Here is a 16,715-nt window from a genome sequence, read left to right on the forward strand (position 1 = left end):
GTCGGGGGCTCACCGGCCTCCCGGGTCGCCCCCGACGGGATCCCCGGCCCCCGACCCACCGCGGAGCAGGTCGATCGGGTCGACCACCAGCAGGTCCCCCGGCCCGACGCCCCCCTCGACCTCGACGTAAGGGCGGCCGACGCCCGGGGCGATCGCCACCTCCCGCCACTCGAACCCGCCCCCCGGGAGCCGGACCGCGGCATACGCCTTGCCGTCGTGCCGGAGCAAGGCCTTCGAGGGGATCCGGATGGCGTCAGTCGGCCCGGACACCCGGATCCGGGCCTCGGCCGTCATCCCGGGCCGGAGCATCGGCGAGGGCTCGTCCAGCTCCACCGGGGTGAGGTAGACCTTGACCCCGTGCCGGGAGAACAGCCCCGGGTCGGGCCTCGGCGCGACCTCGATCACCTTGCCCTCGAAGGTGGCGTCGGGGAACGCATCCACCCGGATCCGGGCCCTCTGGCCGGGCTTGAGGCGATCGACGTGCGACTCGGGGGCCTGGACGACCACCCGCATCGGGCGATCGAGGTCGATGATCCGGACGATCAACTGCCCGCCGTCGACCTCGGCGTCTTCCTCGATCACCACGGCCTTCCCACCAGGAGAAGACTCGGAGGCATAGACCACCATGCCCTTCCCCGGCGAGGAGACCGAGCACCGCTCGATCTGGGTCCGGACCCGCCGCTCGGCCTCCTCCGATCCCTTGAGGCTCTCCTCCAGCTCCAGCACCCGATCCCGGGCCTCGTCGATGGCGGCCTGGAGTTCCTTGACCCTCCTCGGCTTCGTGAAGTCCTCCAGCACCTCCAGCTTCCGCTCGGCCTGTTCGAGGTTGAACCGGGCCTTCTCCAGGTCGGTCTTGTGGCCCAGGTTCTGGGCCGTGCTGATGTAGCCGAGTTCCAGCATCTCGTCGGACCATTCCATCCGGTCCTGGTCGCGTTCCAGCTCCGACCGGGCCAACTTGATCTCCCCCTCGACGGTCTTCAACTGGTTCGGGTAGTCGGCCTCCAGGTATTCCTCCAGCTTGATCTCGGCGAGACCCATCCGGTTCTTCGCGGCGGCGAGGGTGCCCCGGTTCCGGATGTTGGAATGCTTCAGCCATTCCAGCCGGTCGAGCAGGGGTGCCGGGTCCAGCTCGCAGACGAGTTCGCCCGCCTCGACCCGGGTCCCCTCGGGGATGATCGAGGCGAGGGTCGTCGGCATGTCGAGTGGGGACCGGATCTCGACGACCTCGGACGCCTCCAGGTTCCCCCGGGCCGAGACGGAGACGGCGGGGGTCCCCGGCCCGACCTCCAGCAACAGGACGCCGCCGGCCCCGCCGCCCCCTTCGGCCTGCGCCTCGGGGCCATCGGCCGGGGGGGGCCCGGCCGGGAGTCGGCCGTTGCCGGAGGCCCCCCACCCGGCCCCGGCGGCCAGGACGAGGACGATCGAGGGGATGACCAGCTGCGCGATCTGGGCGTGGATCATGGCCGAGGAGGCTCCCTGGGCGATCAGGGCCACCGCCGCCGGGATCGAGGGCCCGGCGGCGACGCCCTTCGAGGCGGATTGCATCGCGAGGCCGATCGTCGACCTCGACAGCGAAGGGGGGACGGGCGCCCGGGGCCCCCCGGCGGCGACGATCGCCGCGCCGGGGCGTCCCTCCGGGGCCAGGCCCCGGCGAGCGAGGCGGTCCCGGAGGCGGCCCCGGGCCCGGGAGAGCCGGCTCTTGACCGTGCCGACCGGGCAGCCGAGCCGCCGGGCCGCCTGTTCCAGGGTGAGCCCCTGGAGGTCGCAGAGGACGACCGGGTCGCGGTGCCTCCCGGGGAGGCGGTCGACCTCCTCGAGGAGGATCTCGGCCAGGTCGAGCCCGAGGTCGGGGTCGGGGGCCTCGGCCCCCGGCCCGGCGGCGGCGATCAGGCGGTCGTCGGTCGCCGGGGCCTCCCGCTCGACCTCCCGGCGACGCTCCCGGGTCGCCCGGGCGCACCGGGCCGCCCGCCGGGAGACGGCGAGCAGCCAGGGGCCGATCGAGTCCCGGACCCACAGCGACCGGGCCTTCCGGGAGAGCACGAGGAAGGTGGCCTGGAAGGCGTCCTGCGCGTCGTGCTCGTCCCGGAGCACGGCCCGGCAGGCCCGGAGCACCAGCGGCCCGTGGCGGTCGACGATCGCGGCGAAGGCCAGCTCGGCCGCCTCCCCCCGCCCCTCGATGAAGCGTTCCAGGAGCTGGCCGTCGGTCAGGTCCCCCGTCGGGCCGACGTGGAAGAGCGTCCGGAGGTGCCGCAGGGCGATGCCGTCGGGTCGATGCGCCACGGGTCGGTGCCCCCGGTCGGGTTGCGTGCCTCCGTCCCCACCTCCGCCTAATGAGTAACGCGACGGCCCGGGCCGGGCGTTCCATCTTTTTCCGGCCCGTCGCCCCGCCCCGGTCGCTTGCGACTTCCCGGGCAGGACCTAGAATTCCTCGCGCGGCGACGCGGCCGCGGTTGAACCTGTTGTGGATCCGGCCTCGCCATGCTGACCTCCACCCTGCTCCCGGCCCCGGGGCCCCCGGAGGGCCCCGGATTCGACCCCCTCGCCGACCCGGCCCGGCTGTCGGCCCTGTCGAGGACCGGGCTGATGGACAGCCCCCCCGAGGGGGCCTTCGACCGGCTGACCCGGCTGGCCGGGCGGGTCCTCCGGGCGCCGGTCGCCCTGGTCTCGCTGGTCGACGACCGCCGCCAGTTCTTCAAGAGCGCCCTCGGCCTGCCCGAGCCCTGGGCCTCCCGGCGGCAGACGCCCCTGACCCATTCCTTCTGCCGGCACGTCGTCCGGTCCAACGGGCCGCTGGTCGTCCCCGACGCCCGGCTGGATCCGCTGGTCCGGGAGAACCTGGCGATCCGGGACCTCGGCGTCATCGCCTACCTCGGCGCCCCGCTGACCACCTCCGAGGGGTTCACGCTCGGGGCCTTCTGCGCCATCGACGGCCGCCCCCGGGCCTGGGACGACCTGGACCTGGAGGTCGTCACCGAGATGGCGGCCTCGACCATGGCCGAGGTCGAACTCCGCATGGAGGTCTCCCAGCGCCGGGAGGCCGAATCCCGCCTGGCCGACTCCCTCCGCCGGGCCGAGGCCCTCAACCTCGCCCTCCGGGCCCGGACCTCCGAGCTGGCCGACTGCAACGCCCGGCTCGAACTGCTCGCCCGGTCCGACGGCCTGACCGGCCTGCTCAACATCCGGGCCATGCGCCAGGAGCTGGAGGACCGCGCCGCCTTCTGCCTGTCCGCCGGCCTGCCGATGAGCGTCCTGATGATCGACGTCGACCACTTCAAGGCCTTCAACGACGCCTTCGGCCACCCCCTCGGGGACGACGTGCTGACGACCGTCGCCGGCCTGATCCGCCAGGGGATCCGCCAGGAGGACCTGGCCGGCCGGTACGGCGGCGAGGAGTTCATCGTCGGCCTGCCCGGCTGCTCGTCGACGAGGGCCGAGGCCCTGGCCGAGCGGCTCCGGGCCTCCATCGCCTCGCACCCCTGGCCGCTCTGCCCCGTCTCGGCCAGCGTCGGCGTCTCCTCCGCCTCCCGGCCGTCGGACCTGCCCGCGCTGATCCGGGCCGCCGACGAGGCCCTCTACCGGGCCAAGCGAGACGGCCGAAATCGGGTCTGCGTCGCCGAGCCGCTCCCCTGACTCCCCGGCCCGGCCCGGCGTTGCGGCCGGGGGACTCCCGGGAGACAATGCGGCCCGTCGGGGGCCGGTCGTTCGAAGGGTGTCGAGGCGGCGGAGCAAGGGGCCATGATCACCGCGCTGTTGATCCTCGCCGCCCTCGGGTCCGAGGGCCCGGAGGCCGGGGGCCGTCGCCTCGAACTGCCCGGGGGGGCGACCCTCATCCTCCCCCTCGACCCCCCCGAGGCCGGGCCGATCGACCTGGTCGTCCACCTGCACGGGGCGGTCCCGGCGGTCGAGCGAGCGCTCGACGCCTCCGGCTGGGACGCCGCCGCCGTGGTCGTGAACGAGCCGGGCCTCTCCTCGGCCTACTCCCGCCCCTTCTCCGCCCCGAGCCTGTTCCCGACCCTGCTCGACCAGGCCCGATCCGCCCTGGCCGAGGCCCTCCCCGGGGCCGACCCCGACGCCGGCCTCCTGATCGTCAGCTCCTTCTCGGCCGGCTTCGGCGGGGTCCGCGAGCTGCTGAAGCAAGGAGACGCCCTCGACCGGATCGACGCCCTGGTCCTCGCCGACTCCCTCTACTGCGGCTACGAGGGCGACCCGGCCGACCGCCGCCTCGACCCCGCCCTCATGCTCGGCTTCCGACGCTTCGCCGCCGAGGCCGCCGCCGGCCGCAAGGCGATGCTCGTCAGCCACTGCGCCCTCGTCCCCGACGGCTACGGCAGCACCGCCGAGACGGCCGACGACCTCGTCCGCCACGTCGGCGGCGCCTTCGAGCCCGGGCGGGAGGACTGGGGGGGCGGCTGGATCCGGTCCCGCGAGTTCCGCCGGGGGGGCCTGCTCATGCTCGGCTTCGAGGGGGAGGCCGGCGAGGACCACCTCCGCCACCTGAGGAGCCTGGGAGCCCTCTGGCGTCGTCTCCCCGAGGCCGACCGGCCCTGACCGGGCCTCGCCCGGGCCGACGGCCGTTGCGGGGCCCCCGCCCGATCGGCGAGAATGCCCCGTCTCGGAGGGGATCCAGGCCGGGAACCCGGGGGCCGACGGACGGACGATGCAACACCCGATCTTATCGCGGAAGGCCGAGCGGTTCACCGAGAGCGTGATCCGGGGCATGTCGATCGAGGCCCGGACCCACGGCGCCGTCAACCTCGCCCAGGGGATGCCCGACTTCCCCGCCCCCGACGAGATCAAGGAGGCCGCCTGCCGGGCCATCCGCGACGACATCAACCAGTACGCGATCACCTGGGGCTCGAAGAACCTCCGCGACGCCGTCGCCGAGCACGCCTCCTGGCACCTCGGGCTGGAGGTCGACCCCGAGCGGGAGATCACCGTCACCTGCGGCAGCACCGAGGCGATGCTCGTCTCCCTGCTCTCGATCGTCAACCCGGGCGACGAGGTGATCCTGACGCAGCCCTACTACGAGAACTACTGGCCCGACTGCGTCATCGCCGGCGCCGAGCCGAGGTTCGTCCCGATCCGCCCCCCCCACTGGACCTTCGACCCCGACGAGCTGGCCGCCGCCTTCAACGACCGCACCAAGGCCATCGTCCTCTGCAACCCCAACAACCCCACCGGCACCGTCTTCAGCCGGGAGGAGCTGGAGCAGGTCGCCGCCCTCTGCCGCAAGTGGGACGTGATCGCCATCACCGACGAGATCTATGAGCACATCCTCTACGACGGCCGAAAACACGTCTGCATCGCCGCCCTCGACGGCATGCGGGAGCGTTCCGTCACCGTCTCCGGCATGTCCAAGACCTTCGGCGTGACCGGCTGGCGGGTGGGGACGATCCTCGCCCCCCCGAACCTCTCCTGGGCCTTCCGCCAGACGCACGACTTCGTCTCGATCGGCGCCGCCGCCCCGCTGCAAGAGGCCGGGGCCGTCGGCTACCGCCTCCCCCGGTCCTACTTCGCCGGCCTCTCCGCCGCCTACCAGGCCCGCCGCGACCGCTTCTGCAACGCCCTGCTCGAGATCGGCTTCGCCTTCGACCTCCCCCAGGGCGCCTACTACGTCATGGCCGACTTCTCCGCCTTCGTCGGCGACCTCCCCGACGACGAGTCCTTCGCCCGCCACCTCGTCCGAGACGTCGGCGTCGCCGCCGTCCCCGGCTCCAGCTTCTTCCGCGACAAACCCCTCGGCCGCCACCTCATCCGCTTCTGCTTCTGCAAGAAAGACGACACGCTGGACGAGGCCATCAATCGCCTCAAGTCGTTGCGTGCCATCGCCTAGCGGATTTCCACGATTTGGATGAATTGGCAGGATTTGGGGCGAATTATTCCCGATTTCCTGCCACATTCCTGCCATGTCAGGGCTGGTATCAATCCTCCCCCGGCGTCCACTCCGCGTACGGCTCGAAACCGTCCGACGGCGGCTCGAACTCCCCCGGCCGACGTTCCGGGTATCGCGGCTCCAGTTCGAACGGCCCAGGCCGGTAGACCCGCCTCTGTCGTTCACCGGACGCGAGTTGATCGCGGAAGGTTTCCCAATCGCTCTTGGGCGAGTCTTCCGGTTCCGCGTCGGGCTCCCCTTCCCATGTCACATTCTTCGGCTTCACATCCCCATGCCGTGGGTCAGCGTGCACCTGGCGGACGGCTTCCGCGATCCGGCGGAGCATTTCCAGCTTGTCGGGGTCGAGCGGCTCGGGCAGCAGATGGTTTTCCATGGTGCGGCTCCGCTGGTAACCTGGACGGATGCGACCTATCTCCAACTACACGATACCCGGAGAGGCGGAATACATCCTGCTGAAAAGCGGGCTGGTCGCGGTGCGGGGTTCCGCCGTCGAGCCGACGCAGGATCTGATCGCCCTCTTCTGGGGCGCGCCCGTGCCGCCGATGGCCGAGCTGGAGCCGGTGCTGATCCAGGTGGCCGAAGTCACCGCCTACGGGCTGGGCGGGGCGATGAACGTGTCCAAGCTCCGCTCGCAGGCGATGGAAGCCGTGCGATTGCTTGGTATCACGCACACGCACGGGGCACTGTCGGAACTGTTCATGCGGGTGCGAGCGGGCGCAGAGGCGGCGGCGGAAGATATTCGGAATCAGCCGCCGATCGGGGCGCTGTGATTAGGCCGCACCAGACCTGCGGCGCCACACCGCCTGCGCCCGGTCGTAGGCATCCTTGAGCCGCAGGAAGCCTTCGTGGGTCCCGCCGTGGTCGGGGTGATGGAGCTTCGCCAGCGTCAGGTACGCCCGCTTGGCGGCACGCACGTTCTCTTCTGAAGGCATCCGCCGCAGGAGGTCGAACGCCCGCCAGTGCTTCAGCTCCTCGGCCAGGCGTTCCCTGCGCCGCCTCTCCGCCTCGGCTGCAGCCGCCTTGTCCAGGTGCGACTGGATAATGCCGATTCTCGCCTGCGCCGCCTCCAGCTTCCGCCTTAGCACCTGCTTCCGCTCGCAGGTCGCGCGGCGCATGGCCTTTGCTGCCTGCTCCTGCTGTCGCTCCCAGTGGGCGAGCGCGGCGTCCAGCGTGCCGGTGTCGTCCTGCTCTCGCCCCAGATAGCACAGGGTCCGCTTACGCGAGCGGCCGTTCTCGTCGCGGTAGCTCTCGACCAGGTAATAGTTTAGGGTATTGCGCGATCGGCGGAGTGCGATGAAGGCCATGGCCGACCGGATAGCACGATCCGATGTTTCGCGCAAGCGATTACAGATACCACAGGCAGGACGAGGCCGGGAGGGCCGTCGTCGAGACCCCCGAGACGACCGAGTGAGGCGGCGTGGTATCTGTAACGGGTAGGAGGCTACGCGGATTCCGGTGGTTGCTCAGCGGTTTGTCTAATATTTCCGAGAATTTCAGATACCAGGAGTTGCCGGGAGGTTGAGGGGAAGTCATGGAGGTCAACCGTGGGCGGGTCGTTCTCGGTCGCGTAGTTCGCGGCGGCCCCTTGGCGCATGCACACTATCTTGGGAAAATGCGGGTTTCCGGGCAACTCGGCCATTCGATTCGCCGGCGGGCTTCTAAATCTATGGCAGACGCTGCTATAAGCTCAGGCGATGTTCTCAAGGTCATTCATCAAGAAATAGATGAATGCAGGATTTGCGCTTCGTCGGTCCAAGGGCTGCTGAAACCTGCTTCGATGAAGCGCGGCGAGGCTGGCAAGGTGATGATTGTTGGGAAGGGACCTGGCAGGACCGAGGTTCAGGAAGGCAAGGCGTTCAGCGGGCCAGCCGGGAAGAAGCTTGAGCAATGGCTCAGTCGATGCGTCCCCAACCCCGGCGAAGTTCGGGCCGGGATCTACTTCACGTCCGTCACGAAATGCCTCTCGCCCGACCCCTCATTCCCCATATTGGCGAAGAATTGCTGGAAATTCCTCGATCGGCAGATCGACGCGGTTCGACCAGCGTTAATCATCTCCCTGGGTCAGGAAGCGTACGAGGCGTTGCAGGTCACGGATGACAGCTATGCCCACGCGGTGTGCCGCTTGTACGACAGTTCTGAGTCGATGCTCTTCACGCGATTTGGATGCCATTACAAGCTCATGGTCTGGCCCCACCCGAGCGGCCTGAACCGCTGGTTGAACGAACAGAGTAACATGGCGAGGCTTGAAACCAGCTTCGAGATTGTTCGATCTGAAATGGGGGTTATCTCGTGAAAGTTGCTGGAGTTGTGACTTGGATTCAGGTCGCGATCGTTCTCGTCGCTTTCGCTGCGAATATCGCCTTAGCGTATTTTCCCTCGCTGGTGGGAGCGTTGACGGGATTGCCGGATGATCCAGATGCGCGCCAGATTTTGGAGTTCCAAATATCAGCGATTTGCCTACAATTCGGCCTTCTGACGGGCGTGATCGGCGCAATCTTCGCGCTGGAGGCCGTCAAATCGGACGATTTTCGTGAGAACTTGAAACGGCTCGTTGGGATCATTCAGGTCAAGAAGCTTTCTTCAGAAGACTTTTATAGAGAATTTTATCACGCAGCCTCGAAGGCTAAGCATGTCGTCAACATTTCGTACCTAGCCCCCGATCCGCCCGGCAAACACGACCACCAATACAAGAAGGATTATTACAAAAATCTACAAACATTGATTTGCAGGAACAGCAAAGTGACCTTCCGCAGGATCATCCGGAGGACCGACGAGAATTACGCGTGGGCGTGCGAACTGCTGCGAGAATTTGAGGGTAGGGCCAATGCGAGTATCGCCCTCATTAACGAGTCGGACAGTACAGCAAACCCAGCGGCGCTCAGCGTCCAAGTGATCGATTCAAGATTTGCGTGGTTCGTGGCGGTGAAAGACCACGATCAGTATGGAGACTGGAGGGACATATTTGTCGAGAACGAGCAGCTTGCCGAGGCCATGGGCATATATTACGAACGGCTTTGGGATAGATCGGACGAGTTGCTCAGGTGCGGAAAATTGACTGCCGAGGGCCGGAGGCTGCTGGCCGAGAATGCCGCCTCTACGGGCGATGGAACGATGGCAAGTGCTGACCAACCATGAATCAAAGCCATTTATTTAATCCGAATGGGGATGAATGTGGCGCGGCGCTGCTGCTATCAATCCGTCCCCAGCATGCCGCCCGTATTTTCGATGGTCAGAAGAAATTCGAGCTTCGGAAAGCGCTGCCGAAGAAGCGGTTTGCTCGTGTCTATTTGTATGAAAGCGGCGGTCGGGGAATCGTGGGGTGCTTTGACGCCGGCCGCGTCATCCACCGGCCGCTCGATGACCTTTGGGAATCCGTTGGTGAGCATGCTACCACCCGGGAACGGTTCGACGCGTATTTCGGCAGCTGGCAGAAGGGCTATGCGATCGAGGTGCTTGCGCCGCTCAAATTTAGCCGGCCGCTGCGTCCTCCCGAACTGAAAGATGCAATCCCTACGTTCACGGCACCACAAAGCTTTCTGCTGCTTCAGCCTGGCGAAGGGCTCTTCAACGTGCTTGAGGAGAAGCGGAACGAGCACCTCGGCAACCGGTCAATCCGGCTGGAGCGCATTCGGCCGGAGAATCGTGACTGCTTCATCGAAATCGTGACGGAAGAAATTTCCAGAAATTACGACGAGATAACCCAAGGGTTCGCGGAATCGCTGATCAAGCTGGATGCCCTCGGTGAAGACCCCAATGGGATCTTTACGATCAGCAAAGAGGTGTATTCCGCATACGATGCACAGCATGGCCTGATCGGTTTCACGACACTGACGTTTAAGCTTGGTGGAGCAGCGAAGACTGGGCCGACGATCCTGTTTCCCGATTATCGCGGCAAAGGGTATGGCACATCGCTTCGCAGTAAAGTGGTCGAGCTTGCGAAGCAGCGTGGGCTACGAAAGTTGTATTGCACATGCCCGGATACCGAGCTGCCCGTAATCCGGCATTTGCTCGGCAATGGCTACCGAGTTGAAGCTCATCTCACGGCGCACTATCGGCCCCGCCATGGCGAACTCGTTTTTGGGATGCGCCTTGACACAAAGGACAATGATTATCCGGCTGCTCCCAAGCGCAGATCCCTTAAGGCCGTCATAACTCCGCCAACATCGTTCCCTGATGGCATATTGACCTCGGCTGCTCAGCAACTGCTTTCGGAAGCCGGATATCCCGTGGACGGCAACAAGGCAGCAATGCTTGTCCGTCGGGCGAAAGACGAGCAGTCCAAGCCGTATGAATCCAAACCAATTAGCATGATTTGCATGGCGCGAGATTCTCAGTGTGTCGGCCTGATGATTTTGATTCCGAAACGGGGCGGCGCGACCAAGGGAATTCTTGCGGCCAGCACATCGAATCGGGATTCGATCGCGCAATTGCTGTCAGCAGGTGAAAAGGGGCAGCGTGATCGGGGCAGGAGAAAGCTCTATTTCGCCCAGCCGCTTAACGACCAGTATCTGATCGACATCATGATTCGGTCTGGGTATCAGGCAGAAGGCCTGCTCAAGCAGCCTTATAAACCCGGCCTTGACGCCCTGGTCATGTCGAAGCACATCTGAGGGTAATTAGCAGGCTACGATTACCCTACCTCCGCCGCGCATCCCCCGACAGCAGCCGCTTCGGCCCCGCCGCGTCCGAGATGACCGGGCGTTGATGCCTCAATCCGCCGGCAATTCCCCCATGATCTCCGCGGTCTCCATGCTCACGCGGATCACCCGTTCGGCGAGCTGGACGATGAATTCCGGGTCATCCGGTCGGTTCGGATTGTCTTCGATACCTGAGCGCGGGTCTGTGTAGACCTGGTACTGATCGATAACCCATTCCAGCGGGCTGCGACTACCAACCCGGTACTTCAAGGCTTCTTCCGGCAAGCCGGTCAGGGTAAACGTGTCGTTGATGACGAGCGCCGATTTATCCCGGCTCAGCTTCATCTTTTCGACGTGGAAGGATAGCGGCGTGCCGTCAGCATAAACACCGTCAAGCGGCCAGGGCTCCGCCTCTTTGTACGCGAGATGAATCTCTGCCAGCTGCTTGCCGGCCTTGGAAAGGACCCAGAAATCCTCAGCAAGCGGCACCCGAGGCAGTTCCTTCTTGAGTTCTTCGGCATGGCTCAGCCGGTAGGACGGCTGGTGCAGTGCGCCGTATATGTAATAGAAAATATCCCATTTCCCGATCGCCTCGTCGCCGTAATTGTCGCGAAACCTCTCTAGTGCCCAGTCGGTGATGTTTTCCGTTCGGTTCGATCCATCTTCGTCGTAGACGTAGAACGGGAAGCACTGGTTGCCGTCGCCGGACGTGAAATGCAGATCGGTGATCTTGTCGGTCACCATCACCGACCATGCGTCGCGGAATCCGACCGTCGGGACGCAGATGACGCGGTTTTCCCCCTCCGATTTCTCGGTCGGGAAAAACTTGTGAAACTGTCCGGATTCGTCGACGGCGATGTTTTGGAAATATAGGAACATCTCGGTGAAGGGCCGGTACATCGCCCGGCGAACCCGTGTCTCATCAAACGTCATGTATTGGAGTTTTTTGAGAGAGCTTTTTAGATTACGACTCCACTTGATGTGGGTGATGTCCAGGAATTCGTCGAGGTCTTTCGGCGATCCGTCTTCGTTCTTGCCAGTGCCCCACTCCCGCTTGTACCGGTCGACTTCAGCGTTGTAATGGTCGATGAAGCTGCGCGCATTCTTGACCAGGGCAGCGCGATCGAAGTTGTAGAGGACCCGGTCACGGTTCGTTGACACGCCGAGCGAATAGGCTTTGAAGATTGTTTCATCTTCGATGCCCCGCTTTCCCGCCTTGGAGCCCAGTGGCAGGAACGAATCAAACTCATCGTTGTCACCGGAGCCTAGCCAGTCGTAGCGGGAATCGGGCTGCCGCTCCTCCCACTCGACCCCGCTGATGGATTTCACCCTGGCCAGCCAGGTTAGCTTTTCCTCCCTCCGCCATTGCTTGTCGACCTTGGCGTAGAAGAGCTGGCGCCGCTTGTGCTTGGCCGACCGGATCGCGACGGTGATGCCCACGCCAACCTGGATACCAAAGACGTTGTAGGCCGTCCCGCTCAGCTTGGGATCTGACTTGACGTCGCCCATCAGGTCGAGGTGATAGACCCGAGTAAAATCATCGAGTAGGTGCTTCCGCATGCCATCGAAGGCAAACTTGTGTACGAAGCTGTTATTGGTTACGAAGCAGACAATGCCGTCCCGGCCACCGAGCCGATCGGTGGCCCACCGGAAAAATTTCACATATGGATCATAGAGCTTTGTACTAAGTGTGGCCCTTGAATCCCTGGCATAGGTGTGCTTGATCTGATTGTCGACGACCTTGTATTTCCGGTTTTTGTTCCGGTCGTTCTCGTTGACCTGCCCTATGTTGTACGGCGGATTCCCGATGATGACCGTGATTTGCGCCTGTTGCTGGCGGTTAACCCGATCCGTATTCTCCTCCGTCACGAACGACAGCTTTCCCGATTCGTCGGCCAATTCCAGCGTGTCCACGAAGCAAAGCCCGTCGAACGGTACATACTCGCCCGTCAGCTCGAAATATTCGTGCTCGATGTTTTGAGAGGCGATGTAGTACGGAAGCAGCATCACTTCGTTGGCGAACAACTGGTTCTCGTACGCCCGGGGCAATTCCCTGCGGTCGAATCGTCGCAGCAGATTGACCAGGAAATTCCCTGTGCCCGTGCAGGGGTCCAGGATATTGACGCCCTCGCCGGTCAGTTTCTTCTTGAACTCGGATTTCAGCACGCCGTCGACGCTGGCACACATGAAATCCACGATGGCCTGCGGCGTGTAGACGATGCCGTGCGTGTCGGCCAGCTTAACCGAGTACCCTTGGAAGAATCGCTCGTAAACGGAATTAAGGAAGTATTGTTTCTCGCCGAAATCCTCGATCGTCCGCGCAGCTTTCTCGATGGCAGTATAGAACGGGTTGAGCGATTTCAGGAACTCCTGCCGGTTGAAGCTCTTGCTCACCAGCGCTTCGATCACTTTCTCGACTTCGGCGGCGATGACGTTGCGCCTCACAAACTCCTGGTTCTGAAACACACGCTCGAACAGCCGCTCGGTAAGGAGATGCTGCACGAGCATCTCATCCACCGCGGCGTCGCTAATATTGGGATTCAATGAAGTCCGGCACAGCTCCAGCAATGACTGGAACGCGGCGGCGAATTTCGGAGTGTTCTTATGGGCGTCTTCGATTTTTTCGAGCAGGGCTTTGGCAAGCGATGGAATGCGATCACGAAAGTCGATGACCGCCTGCTCGAATCCCTCGAAATCGCGTTCGGTGTGTGCGTAGAATTGATTTAATAGCCCGACCAGCTCCTCCGGGTCTTGCAGTTTCGCCCGCATGACCCGCTTGCCATTCTGGTATAGTATCCCTTCTCTCGTATCCTCGAAAATCGTGTTGATGGTCGGGTAGCCCTGGGCGATCTTCTTGCGAATTTCGTCTTCCAGCTTGTCGTCAGTGTCCTTCGCTTCCCAGTAGCCGCGCGGGAAGAGCCAGGCCCCGTCACGCAGTGTTCCATCAGGGCGGATGGACCTGCCTTTCACCTTCATGGTCAATTCTGGGATCAGCGTCCACTTGTGCAGCTTGCCGGTCTCAGCCAACAAGTTCTGGAACGCGGAACGCAACGCCGTTTCGTGGCTGACGCTCTGCCCCGCGTAGGCCTGCAGGGCTTCGTAATAGGCAGGAACGGCCTTGTGCGTCGCTTTGATGACCGGGACAGCAGGCATCGGCTCGACCTCTGAAGACCATGCGTGGTACAGGAATACTGTTAATCAGCGAGCGATAACGGCCGACATGGGGCTTGGGCGGTGGTTTGGAGGATCATTAACCTAATCTAGCACCTCCCGGTATCAGGCGTTTTGGGGGCCGACCATGAGCCGACCGTGCGATTCACCCCCTCCGCTGCCCGCAATGCTCTCGCATTCCGCATGACCGGCACTGGGCGGGCCTGGGATTCACCGGGATCGGTTCGGCCACCTGCCTGCGTGCCGCCCGAATCTGATCGGCCACGTCGAGCACCCAAGCCCGCAGCTTCTCCGTATTCTCTATCTTCACCCGCTCGCCATCCCCCGTCACGATGAACCCGCGCGGCGGCCGGATGCCGGTCGTTTCCTCGATCAGCAGGAAGTAAACGCCCATCTGCGCCCGGTGCGAATCGTAGACCCGCCGGGAGGACTTCCATTCCTCCGGGATGCCGCCTTCGATGATCCGGTCCGGTCTGCCGGCCAGCCCCAGCCGGGCGGAGTAGAGCGTCCGGGTATCCAGATCGAGCGTTCGGCCCTGCCCCAGCCCACGCCGCTCCCGCACGCCCCTGCCGCTCAGGATCAGCAGCAAACCGAGCACCAGGGCGGCGACAACGATCAGCCAGGGCGTCATCGGGTGAGCAGCCAGAGCGCCACCGCCAGAATCACGGCGATCACGATCAGGACGCGGCCGAGCGAAATGGAGCCGCCTGCCACCCGCTCGGCGGTTGCCTTGGCTTCGTGGTGCCGGGTGCCGGCGGCAAGCGCCGGACGGTTGCCGGGCGGCAGCTGCAGGCCATCGCGGAGCCGCCACGATTCCGGGCAGAACACAAAGTTCGCGATTTCGCTGGCGGTGACGGTCTCAAGCCGCTGATCGTCGTGCCCCATCAGAACGCCCCTGCCGATAGCCCACGCATCCCGCTGTCCGGCACAACGGCGACGACGCCGGAGGTGCCCTCCACGTCGAGATAGGTGACGTTGATGCTCCGGTCGTAGAGCAGCTTGGCTTTGGGCTGCTCCCGACAGACGTACTCGCTGGTCCGGTCTTCTTGCCGCCAGAGCGATCCGTCGCCCAGCTCGTAGACGCGGCCAGGTGCGTAGCCTTCAAACATGCCGGGTAGGCGGCCTTCCCAGGTTGTTTCCATGGCGATCCCTCCTGCCGGATAGGATCGCAGGAGGGAGGAGGTGTGTCCAGATGTTCAGAAGGTGGCGTCCATGCCCCGTGCTGGTTACCCAAGCAGATCGACGATCCGCTTGACCTGATCCTTGCCTAGACTATCGACCAGCGGCTTCATCGCCTCCATCGCGGCGAGCAGCTCGCCCTGGCCGCCGACCGCTGGCTTCTGCTGAGGTGGCGGGGCCAGGTAGCCTTCAACGCCCTTGGTGGCGGCTTCTCGCGGTTTGCGGCCCGGCCTGCCCTTGGGCTTGGGGGCATCGCCGCCGCCATTCCCCTTCTTCGCCGCGCGGCTTTTCATCTGCGACCGCGTGGCGCTCCAATGCTGCGGCGTGATCTCGATGCCGAATTCCCGCCGGATGTAGGCGGTGCCTTCCTGCGGCCCGTCATGCCCGGCCGCCAGAGAGCGGCGGATGGCTTCCGCTTTGGAAATGGCCTTGCCGCCGGTTACCGGCTCATCCTGGTCGTCGGGCTCGGTGGCTTCCAGTTCCGCCTGATCCTCCGGCAGGTCTTGCGATTCGTCTTCCGGCTCGACGTGCTTCGGAGCGGCTTTGCGGGCCATGGCTGCCTCAGTTAGTGGGCTGAAGGAACAGTCTGCTTACCTATATTAACGCGCAGCGGCGGCCGAGCAATAACCTGTTGCGCCAAAGGCGAATAACCCCTAAGGTCGGCTATGCGACCGACACAAGCCGATTCCCTATGCTCCTGCGCGTAACCGCTGCCGGTCGGTCGCAAATCGCCATGCGGCGGTTACGCGGAGGGGCAGATAGAGAGGCCAGATGAATGATGCAGTCAACCATCCGAAGCACTACAACAGCCACCCGTCTGGCGTAGAAGCGATCACGATCACCGAACACATGAACTTCAACGTGGGAAACGCCATGAAATATCTCTGGCGGTCTGATCATAAGAACGGCTTGGAGGATCTGAAGAAAGCGCGGTGGTACATCGACCGCGAGATTCAGCGTCTGGAGGGTGCAGCGTCAGCGTCGGTTTCGGGCAATGCAGCCGCTTGAGAACGCGCGGATCGACGTTCTCGATCATGGGTTTGTCCGTCTGATTGACGCGATGGGCTCCGATTTGTCGGTAGTGCGTGCCGCCCGCGTCAGCTATGACGCCGCCTGGCGTGCCGGTGAGGATCAGGGCAGTGATGCCCGGCTTATCCGCTATCTGTGGAAGAACCACCACACCACGCCGTTTGAAGCCGTCCAGTTCACGTTCGAGATCAAAGCACCGATCTTCGTGTTCCGCCAATGGCACCGGCACCGCACCTGGAGCTACAACGAGCTGTCTGCCCGGTACCGGGAGTTGCCGGAAGAGTTCTATCTGCCGAAGCCAGATCTGATCGGCCAGCAATCGACCAGCAGTAAGCAGGCCCGCGACATCGGCGATGCGACCGATGATATGCTCGAAGGGCGGCATCACCAGCTGATCCTCGCTCGGGAGGCGATGACGGCTTCCTTTGAAGCCTACCGCCAGTTGCTCGCGGCTGGCTGGCCGCGCGAGCTTGCCCGCTCCGTGCTGCCAGTGGCGACCTACAGCCACATGTTCGCCAGCGTTGACCTGCTGAACCTGCTCAAGTTCTTGACGCTGCGCTGCCACTCGCACGCCCAGTATGAGATCCGGGTCTATGCGGAGGCGATGCGGGAGCTGATCCAGCCGATCGTGCCGGTCTGCGTGGCGGCGTGGGAGGAGGGGCGTCTTCTCACATGAAGGTTGTCAAAGGCTCTGCCTCGACCCCTTGCCGAAGCCTTGTCGATCTGGTATCAGGAGTGTTTGGAAGGATCGAAACGTGACGATAGCGTTCGAGCAATTCTGATTGTTTGATCCACCAGGGGGCGAT

Annotated in this window: 17 protein-coding genes; 9 read left to right on the plus strand and 8 right to left on the minus strand. The window is 64.2% G+C overall.

Going from position 1 to position 16,715, the window contains the following annotated elements; translation table 11 throughout:
- Nucleotides 1-9: 9 nt before the first annotated feature.
- Complete coding sequence (locus ElP_RS13470) at nucleotides 10-2,280, minus strand: sigma-70 family RNA polymerase sigma factor (protein ID WP_145270059.1); 2,271 nt, start codon at nucleotides 2,278-2,280, stop codon at nucleotides 10-12.
- A gap of 198 nt (nucleotides 2,281-2,478) precedes the next feature.
- Here ElP_RS13470 and ElP_RS38000 point away from each other — a divergent pair, with 198 nt between their 5' ends.
- From ElP_RS38000 to ElP_RS13485, 3 genes are all read left to right on the plus strand, one after another.
- Complete coding sequence (locus tag ElP_RS38000; protein ID WP_197446963.1) at nucleotides 2,479-3,630, plus strand: sensor domain-containing diguanylate cyclase; 1,152 nt, start codon at nucleotides 2,479-2,481, stop codon at nucleotides 3,628-3,630.
- Between the two features lie 105 nt (nucleotides 3,631-3,735).
- Entirely contained in the window at nucleotides 3,736-4,548 is an 813-nt protein-coding gene (locus tag ElP_RS13480) for a hypothetical protein (RefSeq protein ID WP_145270062.1), read from the plus strand.
- Between the two features lie 109 nt (nucleotides 4,549-4,657).
- Entirely contained in the window at nucleotides 4,658-5,833 is a 1,176-nt protein-coding gene (locus tag ElP_RS13485) for a pyridoxal phosphate-dependent aminotransferase (RefSeq protein ID WP_145270064.1), read from the plus strand.
- 88 nt (nucleotides 5,834-5,921) lie between these two features.
- On the opposite strand, the gene ElP_RS13490 is transcribed toward ElP_RS13485, so the two are convergent.
- Complete coding sequence (locus tag ElP_RS13490) at nucleotides 5,922-6,266, minus strand: hypothetical protein (protein ID WP_145270066.1); 345 nt, start codon at nucleotides 6,264-6,266, stop codon at nucleotides 5,922-5,924.
- A gap of 28 nt (nucleotides 6,267-6,294) precedes the next feature.
- Between ElP_RS13490 and ElP_RS13495 the strand changes: the two genes are divergently transcribed.
- Complete coding sequence (locus tag ElP_RS13495) at nucleotides 6,295-6,663, plus strand: hypothetical protein (RefSeq protein WP_145270068.1); 369 nt, start codon at nucleotides 6,295-6,297, stop codon at nucleotides 6,661-6,663.
- On the opposite strand, the gene ElP_RS13500 is transcribed toward ElP_RS13495, so the two are convergent.
- On the minus strand, nucleotides 6,664-7,197 hold the full coding sequence (locus ElP_RS13500) for a hypothetical protein (RefSeq protein WP_145270070.1): 534 nt from the start codon (nucleotides 7,195-7,197) through the stop codon (nucleotides 6,664-6,666).
- A 227-nt stretch (nucleotides 7,198-7,424) separates the two neighbouring features.
- Between ElP_RS13500 and ElP_RS13505 the strand changes: the two genes are divergently transcribed.
- The 3 genes from ElP_RS13505 to ElP_RS13515 are packed head-to-tail and all read left to right on the plus strand — an operon-like array spanning nucleotide 7,425 to nucleotide 10,503.
- The gene (locus tag ElP_RS13505; protein WP_145270072.1) at nucleotides 7,425-8,186 is read left to right on the plus strand and encodes a uracil-DNA glycosylase family protein; all 762 of its coding nucleotides are present in this window, start codon (nucleotides 7,425-7,427) and stop codon (nucleotides 8,184-8,186) included.
- The gene (locus ElP_RS13510; RefSeq protein WP_145270074.1) at nucleotides 8,183-9,028 is read left to right on the plus strand and encodes a hypothetical protein; all 846 of its coding nucleotides are present in this window, start codon (nucleotides 8,183-8,185) and stop codon (nucleotides 9,026-9,028) included. The genes ElP_RS13505 and ElP_RS13510 overlap by 4 nt, the downstream gene beginning before the upstream one ends.
- Entirely contained in the window at nucleotides 9,025-10,503 is a 1,479-nt protein-coding gene (locus ElP_RS13515) for a GNAT family N-acetyltransferase (protein WP_145270076.1), read from the plus strand. The genes ElP_RS13510 and ElP_RS13515 overlap by 4 nt, the downstream gene beginning before the upstream one ends.
- Before the next feature lie 99 nt (nucleotides 10,504-10,602).
- Here ElP_RS13515 and ElP_RS13520 read toward each other — a convergent pair whose 3' ends face one another.
- The 5 genes from ElP_RS13520 to ElP_RS13540 form a co-directional block, all read right to left on the minus strand.
- Nucleotides 10,603-13,683 (minus strand): type ISP restriction/modification enzyme, encoded by a 3,081-nt coding sequence (locus tag ElP_RS13520; protein ID WP_145270078.1) that lies wholly within the window; start codon nucleotides 13,681-13,683, stop codon nucleotides 10,603-10,605.
- Between the two features lie 163 nt (nucleotides 13,684-13,846).
- Complete coding sequence (locus tag ElP_RS13525; protein WP_145270080.1) at nucleotides 13,847-14,332, minus strand: CRISPR-associated protein Cas4; 486 nt, start codon at nucleotides 14,330-14,332, stop codon at nucleotides 13,847-13,849.
- Entirely contained in the window at nucleotides 14,329-14,586 is a 258-nt protein-coding gene (locus ElP_RS13530) for a hypothetical protein (RefSeq protein WP_145270082.1), read from the minus strand. The genes ElP_RS13525 and ElP_RS13530 overlap by 4 nt, the downstream gene beginning before the upstream one ends.
- A complete protein-coding gene (locus tag ElP_RS13535; protein ID WP_145270084.1) occupies nucleotides 14,586-14,810 on the minus strand; it encodes a hypothetical protein in 225 nt (74 codons plus the stop codon). The genes ElP_RS13530 and ElP_RS13535 overlap by 1 nt, the downstream gene beginning before the upstream one ends.
- A gap of 117 nt (nucleotides 14,811-14,927) precedes the next feature.
- Nucleotides 14,928-15,434: a hypothetical protein gene (locus ElP_RS13540; protein ID WP_145270085.1), complete on the minus strand. Its 507-nt coding sequence runs from the start codon at nucleotides 15,432-15,434 to the stop codon at nucleotides 14,928-14,930.
- A gap of 217 nt (nucleotides 15,435-15,651) precedes the next feature.
- Here ElP_RS13540 and ElP_RS13545 point away from each other — a divergent pair, with 217 nt between their 5' ends.
- Together ElP_RS13545 and thyX are read left to right on the plus strand one after the other, a co-directional pair.
- Nucleotides 15,652-15,888 (plus strand): DUF3310 domain-containing protein, encoded by a 237-nt coding sequence (locus ElP_RS13545; protein ID WP_145270087.1) that lies wholly within the window; start codon nucleotides 15,652-15,654, stop codon nucleotides 15,886-15,888.
- Nucleotides 15,875-16,585: an FAD-dependent thymidylate synthase gene (thyX, locus tag ElP_RS13550; RefSeq protein ID WP_145270089.1), complete on the plus strand. Its 711-nt coding sequence runs from the start codon at nucleotides 15,875-15,877 to the stop codon at nucleotides 16,583-16,585. The genes ElP_RS13545 and thyX overlap by 14 nt, the downstream gene beginning before the upstream one ends.
- The last annotated feature ends 130 nt before the right edge of the window (nucleotides 16,586-16,715 follow it).

The sequence above is a fragment of the Tautonia plasticadhaerens genome, assembly GCF_007752535.1.
Lineage (GTDB): Bacteria > Planctomycetota > Planctomycetia > Isosphaerales > Isosphaeraceae > Tautonia > Tautonia plasticadhaerens.